Origin of the sequence: Pallidibacillus pasinlerensis (assembly GCF_009996845.1) — a bacterium.
GTDB lineage: Bacteria > Bacillota > Bacilli > Bacillales > Caldibacillaceae > Pallidibacillus > Pallidibacillus pasinlerensis.
Map to the genome: position 1 here is coordinate 14,944 of NZ_JAACYS010000033.1, position 15,833 is coordinate 30,776.

Here is a 15,833-nt window from a genome sequence, read left to right on the forward strand (position 1 = left end):
TTTCAGAGGTGAAATAGAAATGAACTTAGGGTTAAACGGAAAAGTTGCATTAATTACCGGTGGTAGTAAAGGAATTGGCTTTGTAACTGCACTGACTCTTGTAAAAGAAGGTGCAGATGTAGCAATATGTGCTCGAAATGCGGACCATTTACATAAAGCAGCTACATCAATAAAAGAAGAGACCGGACGAGAAGTTTTACCGATTGTAGCTGATGTAACGAAAGAGGAAGATTGTAAAAACGCTGTAGAAGAAACTGTTCAACATTTTGGTAAGATAAATATTTTAGTAAATAACGCCGGTACATCTTCAGCGAATCCATTCGATCAAGTTGATACGGAATTATGGAAATATGATTTAGATTTAAAACTTTTCGGCGCTATTCACTGCTCCCGGTATGCAGTACCATACATGAGAAAAGAGAGAGGAGGAGCAATTGTCAATTTAACAGCATCAATGGCTAAAACTCCCGGAGCATCATCATTACCAACGAGTGTCAGTCGTTCAGCAGGAATGGCACTGACTAAAGCAATGAGTAAAGATTTAGGAAAAGACAATATCCGTGTAAATACAGTATGTATTGGTTTGATACGTAGTGATCAAATTGAGAAAATGTGGCAAAATAATCGACCTGATTTAACGTGGGAAGAATATTCTAAAGAAGTAGGTAAAAATATTCCTTTAGGAAGAATAGGAAATACTCAAGAAGCTGCTAACGTTATAACATTTTTAGTATCTGAAGCTGCCAGTTATGTAACGGGAACCGCCGTTAATATTGATGGTGGAAGCGCGTCGGTATTATAATACAAAAAGATTACTTACTAAATTGTAAAGGGGCTGAAAATTTTTCAGCCCCATTTTCTATGGAATTCATGATTTATTTATGCCGTTATTATAATCGTCTACTTTCATTTTTTCTAATTCTAAACGTAGTTTTTCTGTCTCTAATAAATAATTTTCGTGTTTAATTTGTTCAAGCTCTTTTTGTTCTTTTAGTAATTGTAATTGTATTTTTTTATTTTTTCTTAAATGACTAGTAATAATGATAATAATGATGATAGAAAAAATCAAAATAGAATCTATGATACTACCTAATTCCTCCATTTTGCAACCTCCAACTTTCCTAACTGTTTATACGTATTCTATCATGATAGAGTAAACAAACCCAATATCAAAATTTAGGAAAACTATCTAATCAAGCGATTGATTAAAATGTACGACATGAAATGTTTAATGAAGATAAATACATTTGTTTATTAAAAACAAAAAAGGCTGAAAAAACAGCCTATACATAGTTATATATTTAAATCATTTTTGTTGTTTTGTATTTCATGATAATCTTTTTCTTTCATTTTTTCTAACTCTAATCGTAGTTTCTCTGTTTCTAATAAATAATTTTGTTGTTTAACTCGTTCAAGTTCTAACTGATCTTTAATTATTTCCGCTTGTATTTTTTTAGATTTTCTAACATGGGTTGTCAATATAGCTACTAAAGGAACGGAAAATATCATGACAATTGCTGTAAGAGGGATTAATATATCCATTTTTTTATAAACCTCCGAAATTTATACTGTTAATTGTATTTTATCATCAAACAAACTATAACCCAATAACAATTGAAAAGTTCATACTAGAGTTCGTTAACTGGAAATATTTCTAACGCATAACTTTACAAAACTATTCAAAAAATATCTTTGTATCGAGTATATGTATTTTCAGGAGGAATCCCTTTGGCCAAACTAAAACATAAAGGGCTTACAATCACTGCAATTGGCTCAATTCCATTAATCCTTGTATTAGGTAATTCGATGTTAGTTCCCATCTTGCCGGATTTAAAAAAACATTTAAATATAAGTGAATTTCAATCCAGTCTTGTTATTTCTGTTTTTTCCATATCTGCAGCGGTAACAATCCCAATATTAGGTTATTTATCAGATAGATTCACAAGAAAAGCGGTTATGATTCCAGCATTAACTTTGTATGGTTTAGGTGGATTATTAGCAGGAATTGCCGCAGCTTGGTTTTCACAAAACCAAACGTTTTTTTTATGTCTTGTTTTTTTCGATAAACAATTAATTCCTTTTTTTCTGTATTAGTTATCTCGAGTATTGGCACCGGCCTCGCATTACCGTGTATTAATAGCTTGATAACTGGAGCTGTTTCAATTGAAAAAAGAGGATTTGTCACATCAATTTACGGTTCGGTTCGTTTTTTAGGTGTTGCAATCGGACCACCGATATACAGTGCCTTAATGAACTGGTCAATAACAGGAATGTTTTTATCAACTGCAGCTTTAACACTATTCGTTGCACTCCTTTGCATGCTGTTTATAAAAGTGAAGCCGAGCGGGGAAGGTAAAGGAGATAAGAAAAATAGAAAACAAATGGATAGCTTATTTGAAAAATTACAATTAACGTAACGATGAACAATAAAAAGAAAGAGTGACAAATATGGAAATATTTTTTTCACCAGAATTGATGCATCAACATTTTCAAATATTAAATGTCGTTGACTCTAAAGAAAATGCAGTCGGAAATGTCGCTTTTATGTTTGATGAGAAAAAAATTTATGTATATGGCATTGTAGAAGAAGAAGGGGTTACCGAAAATTTCCGCAGCATTGTTACGCCGTATATAAAAGGAATAGCTAGTGCTCATCCTGACTTAGAAGTATATTCTTGTCTTTATGTAGGTTGTAAAAAGATTAGCGTTAATACTGAGGACGAAGAGAAAGAGCAAAAGAAAGAGGGGTAATAAGACAAAAAGCAGTGATACATATCAATGCCACTGCTTTTTTTACTTAATTTTCAACGCTAACTTTCTTATCTAATTCCTCTAATAACTCACCAATTTTTCTACCATGAATCACTTCATCAGCATACATATCCAGTTCAGTTGGTTCCATATTGACAATGACTAATTTAGCTCCATTTTGTTTCGCTATAATTGGGAATTGATTCGCGGGTGTCACTGAAAGGGAGGAACCGAGTACGATAAAGAGATCTGCTTTTTCCGCTTCTGAATAAGCCATTTGAAAGGCATCTTGAGGAAGCATTTCCCCAAATAAAACGACATTTGGCCGAAGTACGCCTCCACATTCACAATATTGTTTCTGTTTTATAAAAATCTCACTATCGATTTCTTTATTACAATTTAGGCATCGGAATTTTTGTAGCGTACCATGTAATTGAGCCACTTGTTTACTACCAGCTTCTGTATGAAACCCATCGACATTTTGAGTAATAATTGATTTAATCAAACCGTCTTGTTCCCATTTCGCTAAAATATAATGTCCTTTATGAGGACCGTATTGTTTAACACCAAGAACACGTTCTTTATAAAACTCGATAAATTCTTCGACATTTTCATTCAACGCTTTTGTTGATGCAATTTGACTCGGATCTTTTTTACGCCATAAACCATTGTTAGAAGATCGAAAGTCAGGTAATCCACTTTCCGTACTCATGCCAGCCCCCGTAAAAACTACGGTATAATTCGATTCTTTCAACCACTTTTCTAACATTTTTGCCTCCTAATAAAATATCATAATCTCTATTTATATTATACGATTGTTTTATGAGAAGGCTAATAATCGTACTTTTATCCTATGCTCATCATAAGTAAATAATATATAAATGCAATTAAATGATAATAAAATATTGGTTAATAAGGACGAATGACAAGTATCCAGTAAAACTTCCTAATAAAATTCCAGCTAACACATCAGACGGATAATGTAGTCCTAAAACGATTCTTGAGATTGCGACACTAAAAGCAAGAAACAAAAGTATCATGGAAAATAAGAATGTAGGACTATACAAAACAAATGGAATTAGGACTGAAAAAATGGCTGTTGAATGACCAGATGGGAAGGAAGGATCCTTTAACGGTTTATTCGTAACATAAATCTCATTCAAAACAATGTATGGTCGTTTCCTTGGGAAAAAACGTTTCACTAATTGTACAATCACATGGCTGACCGTTAATGAAATTGCACTTGCAGTGGCGGTTAACTGTAATGTACCATTTGAAAAAATTAACATAGCGAATACGGCAACGATTGAAAAAATTGCTCCGCCAAGATGTGTTATAAAGCTAAAATAACGATTGGCCATTTTTCGGTTATAACTACGGTTGATTGTATGAAATACCTTTAATTCGATTTCTTGAAGTACATGAACATAACGCATTTCTCTCCTCCATTCAATATAAACATATATGGAAAATGTTATATTAAAGTTAATTTTATTTTAAAGTATATTAAATATCGATTACAATTAAAATGAGAAAAAACTTAGAATATTTTTTGCTAAGGTGTGATGATATGTGTTTAATTTTATTTGCTTATAAAGTGCATGAAAAATACCCGCTCATTGTTGCGGCAAACCGTGATGAATTTTTTAAAAGACCAACTGCACAAGCTCATTTTTGGGAAGATGAACCGAATATATTAGCGGGAAGAGATTTAGAGAAGCTTGGTACGTGGATGGGTGTGACGAAACAAGGACGATTTGCTGCTATTACGAATTACCGGAGCCCGGAAGAAATGAATGCCACAGGCAAACGGTCACGGGGTGAGCTAGTTACAAATGCTTTAACTTTTGAAGGTGAAATTACTCAATATATGCAAGGTCTGGAAAAAACGAAGGAGCAATACCCGGGTTATAATTTACTCGTAGGAAATCATGAACAATTATTCTATTTTTCAAATAAAAACGGTTCAGTAAAAAAACTAGAACCAGGTATTTATGGATTAAGCAATCATTTACTAAATACTCCATGGCCGAAAGTAACAACAGGAAAATATGAATTGAAAGAGACTATAGTATCGGGCGAAGAAGATTTAATCAAACGTTTGTTTGAATTATTGCAAAAAGCAGATCCTTTTCCAGACGAACTTTTACCGAACACCGGCGTACCTTTAGAGTTGGAACGAATGCTATCGCCCTTATATATTTCAAGTAACGATTACGGGACAAGAAGTTCAACAGTATTATTATTAGGGAAAGACGAAATTCAATATATTGAAAAAGTAATGCAGCCAGAGGAATTAGAAGCCCTTGAATTTAAGTTTAATTACTAGATTTAAAGGCATTTTGTAAATAACGACAGAATGCATTTTTATTTTTGATTAGCCCTTTCTTACTACGGAAAAGATGCTGCTAATCTCGATGAACCAATTAAACAATTTTTACGCAAAAAAACAGGTAAGGAACTAACAATAGAAAGGGTAGCGGATGAAACCGATTTTATATAGATTCATTAAGTGTTCATCCAAACTATAGAAATCAAAAAATTGGAACTGAGTTACTAAAAGCTTCTATTCAACGAGCAAAGGATAAAGGATATTCTACGGTAGCCTTAGTTGTTGAAGAAAACAATGTTAAAGCTAAGAAATTATATGAACAGGTTGGTTTTACTTATAAAAAGACGATCACCTTACAAAATCACCGCTACCATTATTTATATCTATGCGTATGATAAATTGACAGAGCGAAACGTTTTTGGATATAATTCTTATTGGTTAAAGTAGCACTCACTTATTAAGAGTGCTAATTTTTGCGAATAAATAAGATTACTTGTGAAAGGAGTGTTTTTCATGGAGAAAAAACAATTCCAAGCTGAATCAAAAAGGCTTTTAGAAATGATGATTAACTCCATTTATACAAAAAAAGAAGTATTTTTACGTGAATTAATCTCAAACGCGAGTGATGCGATTGATAAAATTTATTATAAAGCATTAACGGATGATTCATTAACATTTAACAAAGATGACTACTATATTAAAATTACACCAAATAAAGAAAAGCGTACATTAACAATTAGCGATACCGGAATTGGTATGACGAAAGAAGAGTTAGAAACAAACCTCGGTACGATTGCAAAAAGTGGTTCTTTAGCATTTAAAAAAGAAAATGAAATAAAAGACGGTCATGACATTATCGGACAATTCGGTGTCGGTTTTTACGCTGCTTTTATGGTTGCAAAACAAGTTACCGTAATCAGTAAATCATTAAAAAGTGAAGAAGCATATAAATGGGTATCGTCTGGTGTTGACGGATATACAATTGAACCAGCTGAAAAGAATGAAGTTGGTACCGATATAATTTTAACTTTAAAAGATAATACCGAAGATGAAAGTTACGATGAATTTTTAAATGAATGGCGCATTAAAGAAATCGTTAAAAAGTATTCCGACTTTATTCGTTACCCAATTAAAATGGAAGTAACGAAAAGTAAACCGAAAGATGACGACAGTAATGAGTATGTTGATTATAAAGAAGAAGAAACATTAAACAGCATGGTACCGATTTGGAAGAAAAATAAAAATGAGCTAAAAGACGAAGATTACGAGAATTTTTATAATGAAAAGCATTTTGGCTTTGATAAACCATTAAAACATATACATATAAAAGTAGACGGTACCATTCGCTATGACGCTATTCTTTACATTCCTGAACAAGCTCCGTTTAATTTTTATACGACAGACTATGAAAAAGGTCTGGAGCTTTATTCAAACGGCGTGCTCATTATGGAAAAATGTGCCGACTTACTACCGGATCATTTTAGTTTTGTAAAAGGACTAGTTGACTCACCTGATCTTTCGTTAAATATCTCACGGGAGATGCTTCAACAAGACCGTCAATTAAAAGTTATTGCGAAAAATATTAAAAATAAAATAAAACGCGAATTACTAAACTTATTAAAAAATGAACGCGAAAAATATGAAAAATTCTATGAATCCTTTGGACGGGTTCTGAAATTTGGAGTCTATAATGAGTTTGGTGCCCATAAAGAAGATTTAGAAGACTTAATTATGTTCTATTCATCGAAAGAGAAAAAGCTGGTTACTTTAGACGAATATGTATCCCGTATGCCAGAGGATCAAAAATATATATACTATGCTACAGGTGATTCGATCGAACGAATTGAAAAATTACCACAAACAGAGCTTGTAGCTGATAAGGGTTATGAAATTCTTTACTTTACAGAAGACGTTGATGAATTCGCTATTAAAATGTTAATGAACTATAAAGAGAAAGAATTTAAATCTGTATCTGACAGTGATTTAGGAATCGAATCTACCGAAGATAAAAAGCAAGTTGAAGCAGAAGAAAAAGAGAATAAAGATTTATTCGAACATATGGCGAAAGTTCTTGGCGATAAAGTAAAAAAAGTGAAACCTTCTAACCGCTTAAAGACCCATCCGGTATGCCTATCGACAGAAGGCGATGTAACGATTGAAATGGAAAAAGTGTTAAATCAAATGCCAAATAGTCAAGGTGTTAAAGCAGAAAAAGTACTAGAAATTAATACTAACCACGAAGTCTTCCAATCATTAAAAAATGCTTTTGAGCAAGATAAAGAAAAATTAGAACTTTATACTAAACTGTTATACAATCAAGCATTGTTAATAGAAGGACTACCGATAGAAGACCCAGTGGAGTTTACAAACGATATGTGTAAAGTTATGGTTTAATTCCGAAAAAAACTGTTCTGACTGAACATTTCAGTTTCAGAACAGTTTTTTTCGTTAATTCATTGTAAAATTATCCCTTTATAATTATAATAAAATTGTAAATTTTGGGATTTTTCCACCAAACGAATAAAGGGGGATATTTTTATGGGCGCTAACGTAGGTTTACAGGAACTTGATGTCATGTTAAAAAGAATTCGAAGAAATACTTTGGGTGATATTTTAGCAAGAACAAGGGACAGGTTACCGGATAAAATTGCGATCGCTTACAAAGGAACCAGACTTACATATGCTGAGTTAGACGATCTTGTAAATCAAACTGCACGTGCATTATTAAAGGATGGCATTGAAAAAGGTGATATGATTGCTTTAATGTCAAAAAATAGTCTTGATTTTGTTATTAGCGAATTCTCCTTAGCCCGTATTGGAGCAGTTTTAGTTCCGATAAACTTTATGCTAAATGTAGAGGATGTAGAGTATATTTTAAACCATGCAAAAGTTAGTGGACTAATATCTTCTATCGAATGTGCTAAAACTCTTGATGAAGCTGCTAGCGATTTAACAATTAAAGTAAGATATTTGATGGATGTTGACCGAAATGAAAAGTTAGATGAAGACCTATCTGATTGGACACCGTTATCCGTTGCACGTCAAGGTCAACCAACTGATTTCGTTGATGCGGATTTAGATGATGATGATGTAGTCCATGTGCTTTACACAAGTGGTACAGAATCACGGCCGAAAGGCGTCATGTTAACCCATAAAAGCATCGTTAACGAATACGTTAGCTGTATTATTAGCGGTGGAATGGCAGAAGATGATGTTTGTATTCACGCTCTACCGTTTTATCATAGCGCCCAACTCCATTGTTTCTTAGGACCGAGTATTTATTTAGGTTCTAGCGGGATTATACTTGAAGGAGCAAATCCAGAAGTCATTTTAGAGACGATTGAAAAAGAAAAAGCAACTCAATTGTTCTGTCCGCCAACTGTATGGATTAGTTTACTTAGACACCCAGATTTTGAAAAACGTGATTTATCATCATTGAAAAAGTGTTACTATGGTGCAGCAATTATGCCAATGGAAGTTTTAAAAGAATTAATGGAGAAATTACCGCAAGCAAAATTTTGGAATTTCTATGGACAGACTGAGATTGCTCCATTAGGAACCATCTTACAACCAGAAGATCAATTACGGAAATTAGGTTCCGCTGGAAAACCTAGTTTTAATGTACAAACGAAAATCGTTGATGACAATGGAAATGAAGTACCCCGAGGAGAAATTGGTGAAATTGAAATTGTACATCGAACTCCCCATGCGATGAAGGGCTATTTACATGACCCAGAAAAAACCGCAAAAGCTTTTAAGGGAGGCTGGATGCATAGCGGAGATTTAGGCTATATGGATGAAGAAGGTTATATTACTGTCGTTGACCGGAAAAAGGACATGATTAAAACAGGTGGTGTTAATGTTTCTAGCCGTGAAGTAGAAGAAGCGATTTATCAAATTGATGGCGTTTCAGAAGTAGCTGTAATCGGAGTTCCTGATTCATATTGGATTGAAGCAGTAACGGCAGTTATTGTACCGAAAGAAGGTTCTTTATTAACGAAAGATGAGGTCTTTACGTATTGTCGTAAAAACTTATCGAAGTTTAAACAACCGAAATATGTTGTATTTACGAAAGAATTACCGAAAAATCCAAGTGGAAAAGTGTTAAAACGAGAGTTAAGGGAAATATATAAAAATATTGCTGAGCAATCATAAATCGCAAAAGGGCGGGTTTTCTTCAGCCCTTTTGCTTTTTATTGTGATAAAATAAAATTAATGTTGAAACAATTCAATTAATAGGAGGGCTTTAATGTTGAATAGACCTAAAGAAAATGAATATGGTACATATTTTGCTCCTTATGTGCAGCTTGTTCCTAATGGGAATATTGTAGAAATTTTATCAGATCAAATTAATGAAACTTGTAAACTAGTAGAAAATCTTACCGAAGATCAGGCAAATTTTCGATATGAGCCAGGAAAGTGGAATATTAAAGAAGTTGTTGGTCATATGGCAGATACTGAACGATATTTGTTTTATCGACTTTTTTGTGTTTCTCGTGGGGAAAAAACTAAACTTCCAGGGCATGACCAAGACTTATTTGTGAAAGAAGCACAATTTAACCGCTTCACAATTGATCAATTATTAAATGATTTTAAAAATGTACGTAAATCTACAATCGATTTTTTAAAAACGTTGAGGGAAGATGTTTGGAAATATTGGGGGAACGCTAATGGAGCGGATTTGACCGTTCGCGCCTTAGCTTATATCATCGCGGGGCATGAAATTCATCATCGCACCTTATTGAAAGAACGTTATATTAATGCAAGCAACTTTCCAAAAAACTAATTGTTACGGCGGAAGCTTTTATGCGACCGCCATCCTATTCTTATATTCTGTCAGCAGGATTTGCTTCAACAGCGATTTGATAAGCATCTAATATATTGGCACTTTTCTCTGGGTTACTCACCGGTACTAAATATTGTTCTCCGTTATGGTCCTCTTCGATTTTCGTGAGTAACATTGAATTATCTTCTTTACGAATAAGGGCAAATGCTTCTCCATCAACATCGAATAATGCTTCAACAAAAAACTCCGTTTCTTCGCCGTGCTCATCTATAATAGTTACAGCATCTCTTAATTTTATCGGCATTTTAACTCCTCCTGTACTACATCTATTTTTCAGTATTTGTAACGATATAATTAATAATCAGTTAAAAGTTACCAATTTTATAGTCATAAAATATAGTGGAGTATGATTTATTCAAACTTCTGTTTAATAGGGGGCTATCGTGTGAGAAATAACAAATCAATTTATATTGTTTTTAGTATTATTTGTATCGGTATTCCCTTTATATGCTTTGTGCTATCGATTTTTACGGGAAATTGGCAATTCTTTTATTACGGGTTAATTGCTACATTTTTAAGTAGTGTACCTTCGGGATTATATTTTGTGATGGATTATTTAGATAAATTAAATAAAAATAAAAAAAGATGATACAAATTTAGCTTGTGACAAATTTATCATTTTTAACACGCAAATTTATAGATAATTCTGTTACAATATAATCTGTTATTACTGTAGTAAAGGATGCATTATATGGAACTTACAACAACATTTATTATATTATTGATTACGATTTTACTTTTTATTAGTGGAAAAATTCGCGCTGATTTAGTCGCATTACTTTCGTTATTAGCTCTAGTGCTATTTGGAATCATTAGTACGGAAGAGGCGTTAGCGGGATTTGCTAATTCTACTGTGATCATGCTCGCTGGATTGTTCGTTGTCGGTGGAGGAATTATTCGAACAGGTTTAGCACAAAAAGGCAGTCAATTTATTTTACGTTATGCAGGCAGTAATGAAACGAAATTATTTGTTCTATTAATGATTGTCGTTGCTATCATTGGCTCCTTTATTAGCAATACCGGTACGGTTGCGATTATGTTACCTATCGTAATTGGGATCGCTTTGAGTATGAAAGTTAGTACATCTAAGTTTTTAATCCCACTCGCATTCGCTGCTAATTTATCAGGGTTTATGACGCTAATTTCTACACCGACGAACCTATTAGTTAGCCAAACTTTAGAAGCGAACGGTTATGAAGGACTTCGTTTTTTTAGTATTACACCTATTGGAATAATCGCTTTTATCATTGGTTTATCATATTTATTACTAGTTAGGAATACATTATTGCCAAAAGATAAGCAAAAACAAGTTACAAATAATAAAAGATCGTCTCCAAATACATTAATTCAGCGTTATCATTTAAATGAAAACTTACATCGAATTTATGTACCAGAAAACTCATCTATCGTAAACAAAAAATTAAAAGAGTTGAAATTAACAACGAACTATCATCTCGTTGTTTTAAAAATCAAAAGAAAGACAAACGAAGGAATACAGTTGTTACCATCTCCAACCCAACAAGAAATGGCTGGACCAAATAGTATAATTGAAGCACATGATATATTATATGTTCAAGGAACACCGATGCAAATCGCAAAGTTTGCTGTAGATTACGAATTAGAAATTGAAAAACATAATGAACATGAACAGCTCGTCTCTAATAAAATTGGAGTTGTTGAAGCATTATTACAACCGAATTCCACTTTAATAAATAAAACTGTAGGAGTATCTGCCTTTCGTAAAAAATATAATTTAAATATTATTGGAATTAATAGAAAAGGTGAATTTATCTCTGAAAATATTTCCGACGTGCGTCTACGTTTCGGTGATGCATTACTAATTCAAGGAAAATGGGAAGATATTGAGTTTTTAGCGAATGATACAAGTGATGTGGTTGTTGTCGGGAAACCAACAGAGATCGCTTCTCAAGCAGCAGCAAACGGCAAAGCGCCAATTGCAGCAGGAATATTACTTTTAATGATTATGCTAATGGTGTTTAATGTTTTTCCAACGGTCGTTTCTGTCATGATAGCAGCAATTTTAATGGTTTTAACCGGATGTTTACGAAATATGGATGATGCATATGGGCAAATAAATTGGCAATCAATTATTTTAATTGGAGCCATGTTACCTTGGTCCACCGCATTGGAAAATACAGGTGGCATGACGCTTATTTCTAATGGAATTATCGATCTATTAGGTGATCTGGGACCAATTGGAGTATTAGCTGGTTTATATGTTGTGGCAACATTATTCGGTCAAATCATGAGTAATACAGCTACTACAGTGTTATTTGCACCTATTGCAATGAATGCAGCAATTGAAATGGGAGTAAGTCCATATCCGATGTTAATGTCTGTCGGTGTAGCAGCATGTATGGCTTTTTCAACACCATTTTCATCACCAACGAATGCATTAGTTATGACAGCAGGAAATTATAAGTTTATGGACTTTTTCAAAGTAGGTTTACCATTAACTTTAATAATGGCGGTAGTTATGATTATTGTCATTCCATTTCTATTTCCGTTTTAATGGGGGTTAAATGGTTTTCTTTTATTAATAATAGAAAGGAAATTGAAGGATGGAGTTAATCGAAAAAGCGATTGAAATTGCAACGAAAGCCCATGACGGCCAGTATCGTAAAACAACGGATATACCATACATTACACATCCTTTTTCTGTAGGAATGATGCTTTCGATGTACGGTTATTCAGAAGAAGTAATCGTTGCTAGTTTATTACATGATACTGTGGAAGATACAGACCTAACGATTGAAGAAATTCAGGGTCAGTTTGGAAAATATATTGCCGAACTTGTGCAAGGTGCATCAGAAAAAAATAAAAGTTTATCATGGGAAGAACGGGAGCAAGCAACGATTAACTACTTAAAAAACGCAACAAGAGACTTATGTTTAATCATTTGTGCAGACAAATTGCATAACATACGGTCCATTTATCGAAGTATCGTAGAACAATTAGAAAAGAATATCTCCGATGAAGTCATCTTTATCGAATTAAAAAAGGAAGTTAATCGTATTTTTGCTGGTATCCCATCTAGTTAATAAAATTTTCTAATGTATCTATTTGAGATTAAATCCATTGTATATTATATTACTAGTAACTAAATCAGAGTTGAATCGTAAAGCGTTAGCAGCCCTCGTCGAAATGACACCATTAACATGGGGTATAGATGAAAACCAAATAGATAAATTCTTACAAAAGGAATCAGCTGAAATTACCGTTGATGTCGATATATTAATAGGAAGGTAAATATAATTTTTTAATCCACCACATCGAGAATATTGTGTGGTGGTTTTTTATTTATAATTCCACTTTATTGTGGAAAAGTATAATTATGTAAATTTCGTTCTTCCTTTTTCTTAGAGTTAATATTGCATTCTTGATTTTTTTCTTTTATTCTCTCAAAATAATAGTAAAAGAAAAATGTAAAGGATGCGAATAACTTTGAAAAGAGGAGTAGTTTACATAATATTATTATCTTTGTTGGTTCTATCTGCTTGTAATATGCAGTCAAATGAGAACGAATTAAGGGGAAGGATGATACAATAGAACAAATTACGGAAGAAAATAAGAAACAAGATTCACAATTAGAAAAACAAAATGGTGCTGAGCAAAATAAGGATGAGCTAGAAAGTGAGATTACAGCTCAAAACGAATAAAACGAAGAACATAATCAAAATGAATCGAACACTATAGAGGAAAAGGATATTAATCAAGAACAAGAAGAAGAGGGGAATCCATCTGAAGAGGTTGTTAATCAAACAGAAGAAAAAGAACAAAAAACTGAAAATGAAGAACCTAAAAATGCATTTAGCAAAACAATTTTAGATGTTATAGATATGTACTTACCTTTATCTAACTCAGAGGAACGTAAGGGTGAAATAACCCATATTGTAATCCATTTTTCTTCCGATGTTGCAAACAATCCAGATAACCCATATAATATTTATAAAATATATAATATTTTAAAAAAAATAAAGTTTCAACCCATTATACAATTGACCGTGAAGGAAAAATTTATCGGATGGTTGATGAAGACCGGGCTGCTTGGCATGCAGGTAAAGGGAGTTTACCTGACTATCCGCATTATGAAAACAAATTAAACCAATATTCAATTGGGATTGAATTATTAGCGATTGGAACAAAAGAAGAATTACATAAGCTCGTTCCGCATGTAGATTATGAAAGTATTGATCCTGTACATATTGGCTATACCGATGCACAATATGAATCTTTAAAGTTATTAATCGATGATATTGCAAAACGTAATCCGACGATTAAATTGGACCGAAAACATATTATTGGCCATGATGAGTACACAGATCGAAGAACTGATCCTGGTAGTTTGTTTGATTGGTCGAGAATTGGTTTTTAAATTTTTTAGAAAGCAGGTTACGATATGGGAGCAATCATATTGTTTGATGGTGAATGTAACCTTTGTAGTAAAAGTGTACAATTTATAATTAAGCGGGATAAAGACGCATATTTTTCCTTTGCATCTTTAGATAGTGAAATCGGGAAGCAGTTATTAAAAGCTTATAAAGTTCCAACAGATGTTGATAGTTTAATTTTGATAGAAAATAAACGGTATTATAGTCAATCATCTGCAGTATTACAAATCTGTAAACATTTGCATGGTGGTTGGAAAACATTCACAATATTACTTGTACTTCCTAGAAAAGTTAGAGACCCACTGTATAAATTTATTGCTAACAATCGGTATAAATGGTTTAAAAAGCGTAGTTCGTGTCTTGTACCTACACCTGACATACGGAAGCGGTTTTTGTAAAGTTAACAGGTTTATTGAAGCTGGAGGGTTAAATAAAACAAAAAAGGAAGATGGCTATGATTTTTCGTACTTTATTTTATTATATTGAAAAATTATTAATTGTTATTGCAACATGTACAGTAGCCAGTCTTCTTTTCATTTTAATTGCTTATTTACCTTTTAAAAAGGTAGAAAACATTTGGATGTATAGTTTTTTTGAGGGCGCAATGGGAATTTTTTTATATTTATTACCATTATTTATTATTTGGTTTTTTCCGATTGCTTGTTATATTGATTCACTTACCTTCAATACGAAACTTGACCGGATAAAAGCTTTACAACTTCAACTTTATAGTGGAATCGTATTAGCATTCGTTTTTACCTTTATATTCGATAACTTTTTTAATGTAAAACTTTTTTTAGTTTATTTTCTAATCAGCTTTTTAACATCGGTTATTTTTTATTATTTAAATATGTTTGGGAATAGATTAGTAAAGATTAATTTAAGTAAAGAAAAAGAAGCTTAATATACATTTGTGAATAAAACAAACTGGAAATGTATATGGCATTTAATAAATGTAGGTTTCGGCAGTATAATTATTAGAGTTAATGTATAATCAGAGCATGGATTTATTGTATATTGAGGTATTTTTATACATTAATTTTTTCAAAGTTTATTCAACTAACGGGGCAGGATTGTTTAAGAAAAAATACCTCAGATTATTGAAGATAATCTACCTTATACGATAAGGGAGGATGGAGGAAATGAATGAACAAAGTATCAAAAATAAAAATGCTTGGGAGTATCGGGCATATGAGTTTTGGAATAAAAGAGATGGCACTCCGATGGATAAGGCAAAAAATATATTAAAAAATCCCAAAGCAAGTTTAAAAAAACATCAACAGTATTTTGACAAAATTGAAGGCAAGAAAGTTGCGAATTTATGCGGTTCAAATGGAAGAAAAGCTGTACCCTTGTCTTTATTAGGTGCGGAAGTAACGGTTTTTGATATATCAGAGGAAAATAAAAAATACGCTTTAGAATTAGCTCATTGTGCTAATACGTCAATTGATTATATAGTAGGAGATATTTACGATATTGATTTGTGTAAACA

At 32.7% G+C, this 15,833-nt stretch carries 17 protein-coding genes and 3 pseudogenes; 15 read left to right on the forward strand and 5 right to left on the reverse strand.

Going from position 1 to position 15,833, the window contains the following annotated elements; all coding sequences use genetic code 11:
* Positions 1–19 precede the first annotated feature (19 nt).
* On the forward strand, positions 20–802 hold the full coding sequence (locus tag GW534_RS08380) for an SDR family NAD(P)-dependent oxidoreductase (protein WP_161920595.1): 783 nt from the start codon (positions 20–22) through the stop codon (positions 800–802).
* Positions 803–868: 66 nt separating this feature from the next.
* On the opposite strand, the gene GW534_RS08385 is transcribed toward GW534_RS08380, so the two are convergent.
* Positions 869–1,102 (reverse strand): hypothetical protein, encoded by a 234-nt coding sequence (locus tag GW534_RS08385; protein ID WP_161920596.1) that lies wholly within the window; start codon positions 1,100–1,102, stop codon positions 869–871.
* A 191-nt stretch (positions 1,103–1,293) separates the two neighbouring features.
* A complete protein-coding gene (locus GW534_RS08390) occupies positions 1,294–1,542 on the reverse strand; it encodes a hypothetical protein (protein WP_161920597.1) in 249 nt (82 codons plus the stop codon).
* Positions 1,543–1,728: 186 nt separating this feature from the next.
* Between GW534_RS08390 and GW534_RS08395 the strand changes: the two are divergent.
* Together GW534_RS08395 and GW534_RS08400 are read left to right on the forward strand one after the other, a co-directional pair.
* A pseudogene (locus GW534_RS08395) lies at positions 1,729–2,417 on the forward strand (MFS transporter).
* 31 nt (positions 2,418–2,448) lie between these two features.
* Positions 2,449–2,751, forward strand: a complete 303-nt coding sequence (locus GW534_RS08400; protein WP_161920598.1) for a hypothetical protein — start codon at positions 2,449–2,451, stop codon at positions 2,749–2,751.
* Between the two features lie 46 nt (positions 2,752–2,797).
* Here GW534_RS08400 and GW534_RS08405 read toward each other — a convergent pair whose 3' ends face one another.
* Entirely contained in the window at positions 2,798–3,520 is a 723-nt protein-coding gene (locus tag GW534_RS08405; protein ID WP_161920599.1) for an NAD-dependent protein deacylase, read from the reverse strand.
* A gap of 118 nt (positions 3,521–3,638) precedes the next feature.
* A complete protein-coding gene (locus GW534_RS08410) occupies positions 3,639–4,187 on the reverse strand; it encodes a phosphatase PAP2 family protein (protein ID WP_161920600.1) in 549 nt (182 codons plus the stop codon).
* Between the two features lie 134 nt (positions 4,188–4,321).
* Here GW534_RS08410 and GW534_RS08415 point away from each other — a divergent pair, with 134 nt between their 5' ends.
* The 5 genes from GW534_RS08415 (at position 4,322) to GW534_RS08435 (ending at position 9,869) form a co-directional block, all read left to right on the forward strand.
* Entirely contained in the window at positions 4,322–5,080 is a 759-nt protein-coding gene (locus GW534_RS08415; protein WP_161920601.1) for an NRDE family protein, read from the forward strand.
* A gap of 170 nt (positions 5,081–5,250) precedes the next feature.
* A complete protein-coding gene (locus tag GW534_RS16920; RefSeq protein WP_161920612.1) occupies positions 5,251–5,478 on the forward strand; it encodes a GNAT family N-acetyltransferase in 228 nt (75 codons plus the stop codon).
* A gap of 118 nt (positions 5,479–5,596) precedes the next feature.
* A complete protein-coding gene (gene htpG / locus GW534_RS08425; RefSeq protein ID WP_161920602.1) occupies positions 5,597–7,477 on the forward strand; it encodes a molecular chaperone HtpG in 1,881 nt (626 codons plus the stop codon).
* A 144-nt stretch (positions 7,478–7,621) separates the two neighbouring features.
* Positions 7,622–9,238, forward strand: coding sequence for an acyl-CoA synthetase (locus GW534_RS08430; RefSeq protein ID WP_161920603.1), 1,617 nt, complete (start codon positions 7,622–7,624; stop codon positions 9,236–9,238).
* Between the two features lie 94 nt (positions 9,239–9,332).
* The gene (locus GW534_RS08435) at positions 9,333–9,869 is read left to right on the forward strand and encodes a DinB family protein (RefSeq protein WP_161920604.1); all 537 of its coding nucleotides are present in this window, start codon (positions 9,333–9,335) and stop codon (positions 9,867–9,869) included.
* A 40-nt stretch (positions 9,870–9,909) separates the two neighbouring features.
* Here GW534_RS08435 and GW534_RS08440 read toward each other — a convergent pair whose 3' ends face one another.
* Positions 9,910–10,173, reverse strand: a complete 264-nt coding sequence (locus GW534_RS08440; protein ID WP_161920605.1) for a DUF1292 domain-containing protein — start codon at positions 10,171–10,173, stop codon at positions 9,910–9,912.
* A 447-nt stretch (positions 10,174–10,620) separates the two neighbouring features.
* Here GW534_RS08440 and GW534_RS08445 point away from each other — a divergent pair, with 447 nt between their 5' ends.
* The 7 genes and pseudogenes from GW534_RS08445 to GW534_RS08475 all read left to right on the forward strand — a co-directional run.
* Positions 10,621–12,462 (forward strand): SLC13 family permease, encoded by a 1,842-nt coding sequence (locus tag GW534_RS08445; protein WP_161920606.1) that lies wholly within the window; start codon positions 10,621–10,623, stop codon positions 12,460–12,462.
* 49 nt (positions 12,463–12,511) lie between these two features.
* Positions 12,512–12,991 carry an HD domain-containing protein gene (locus GW534_RS08450; protein ID WP_161920607.1) on the forward strand — a complete coding sequence of 160 codons (480 nt, stop codon included), beginning with the start codon at positions 12,512–12,514 and terminating at the stop codon, positions 12,989–12,991.
* Positions 12,992–13,013: 22 nt separating this feature from the next.
* Positions 13,014–13,199 carry a hypothetical protein gene (locus tag GW534_RS08455; protein WP_210253473.1) on the forward strand — a complete coding sequence of 62 codons (186 nt, stop codon included), beginning with the start codon at positions 13,014–13,016 and terminating at the stop codon, positions 13,197–13,199.
* A gap of 739 nt (positions 13,200–13,938) precedes the next feature.
* Positions 13,939–14,325 (forward strand): annotated as a pseudogene (locus tag GW534_RS08460) (N-acetylmuramoyl-L-alanine amidase); the annotation flags it as partial.
* A 24-nt stretch (positions 14,326–14,349) separates the two neighbouring features.
* Positions 14,350–14,739: a thiol-disulfide oxidoreductase DCC family protein gene (locus GW534_RS08465; RefSeq protein WP_161920609.1), complete on the forward strand. Its 390-nt coding sequence runs from the start codon at positions 14,350–14,352 to the stop codon at positions 14,737–14,739.
* 56 nt (positions 14,740–14,795) lie between these two features.
* The gene (locus GW534_RS08470) at positions 14,796–15,245 is read left to right on the forward strand and encodes a hypothetical protein (protein ID WP_210253474.1); all 450 of its coding nucleotides are present in this window, start codon (positions 14,796–14,798) and stop codon (positions 15,243–15,245) included.
* A 238-nt stretch (positions 15,246–15,483) separates the two neighbouring features.
* A pseudogene (locus GW534_RS08475) lies at positions 15,484–15,833 on the forward strand (class I SAM-dependent methyltransferase); the annotation flags it as partial.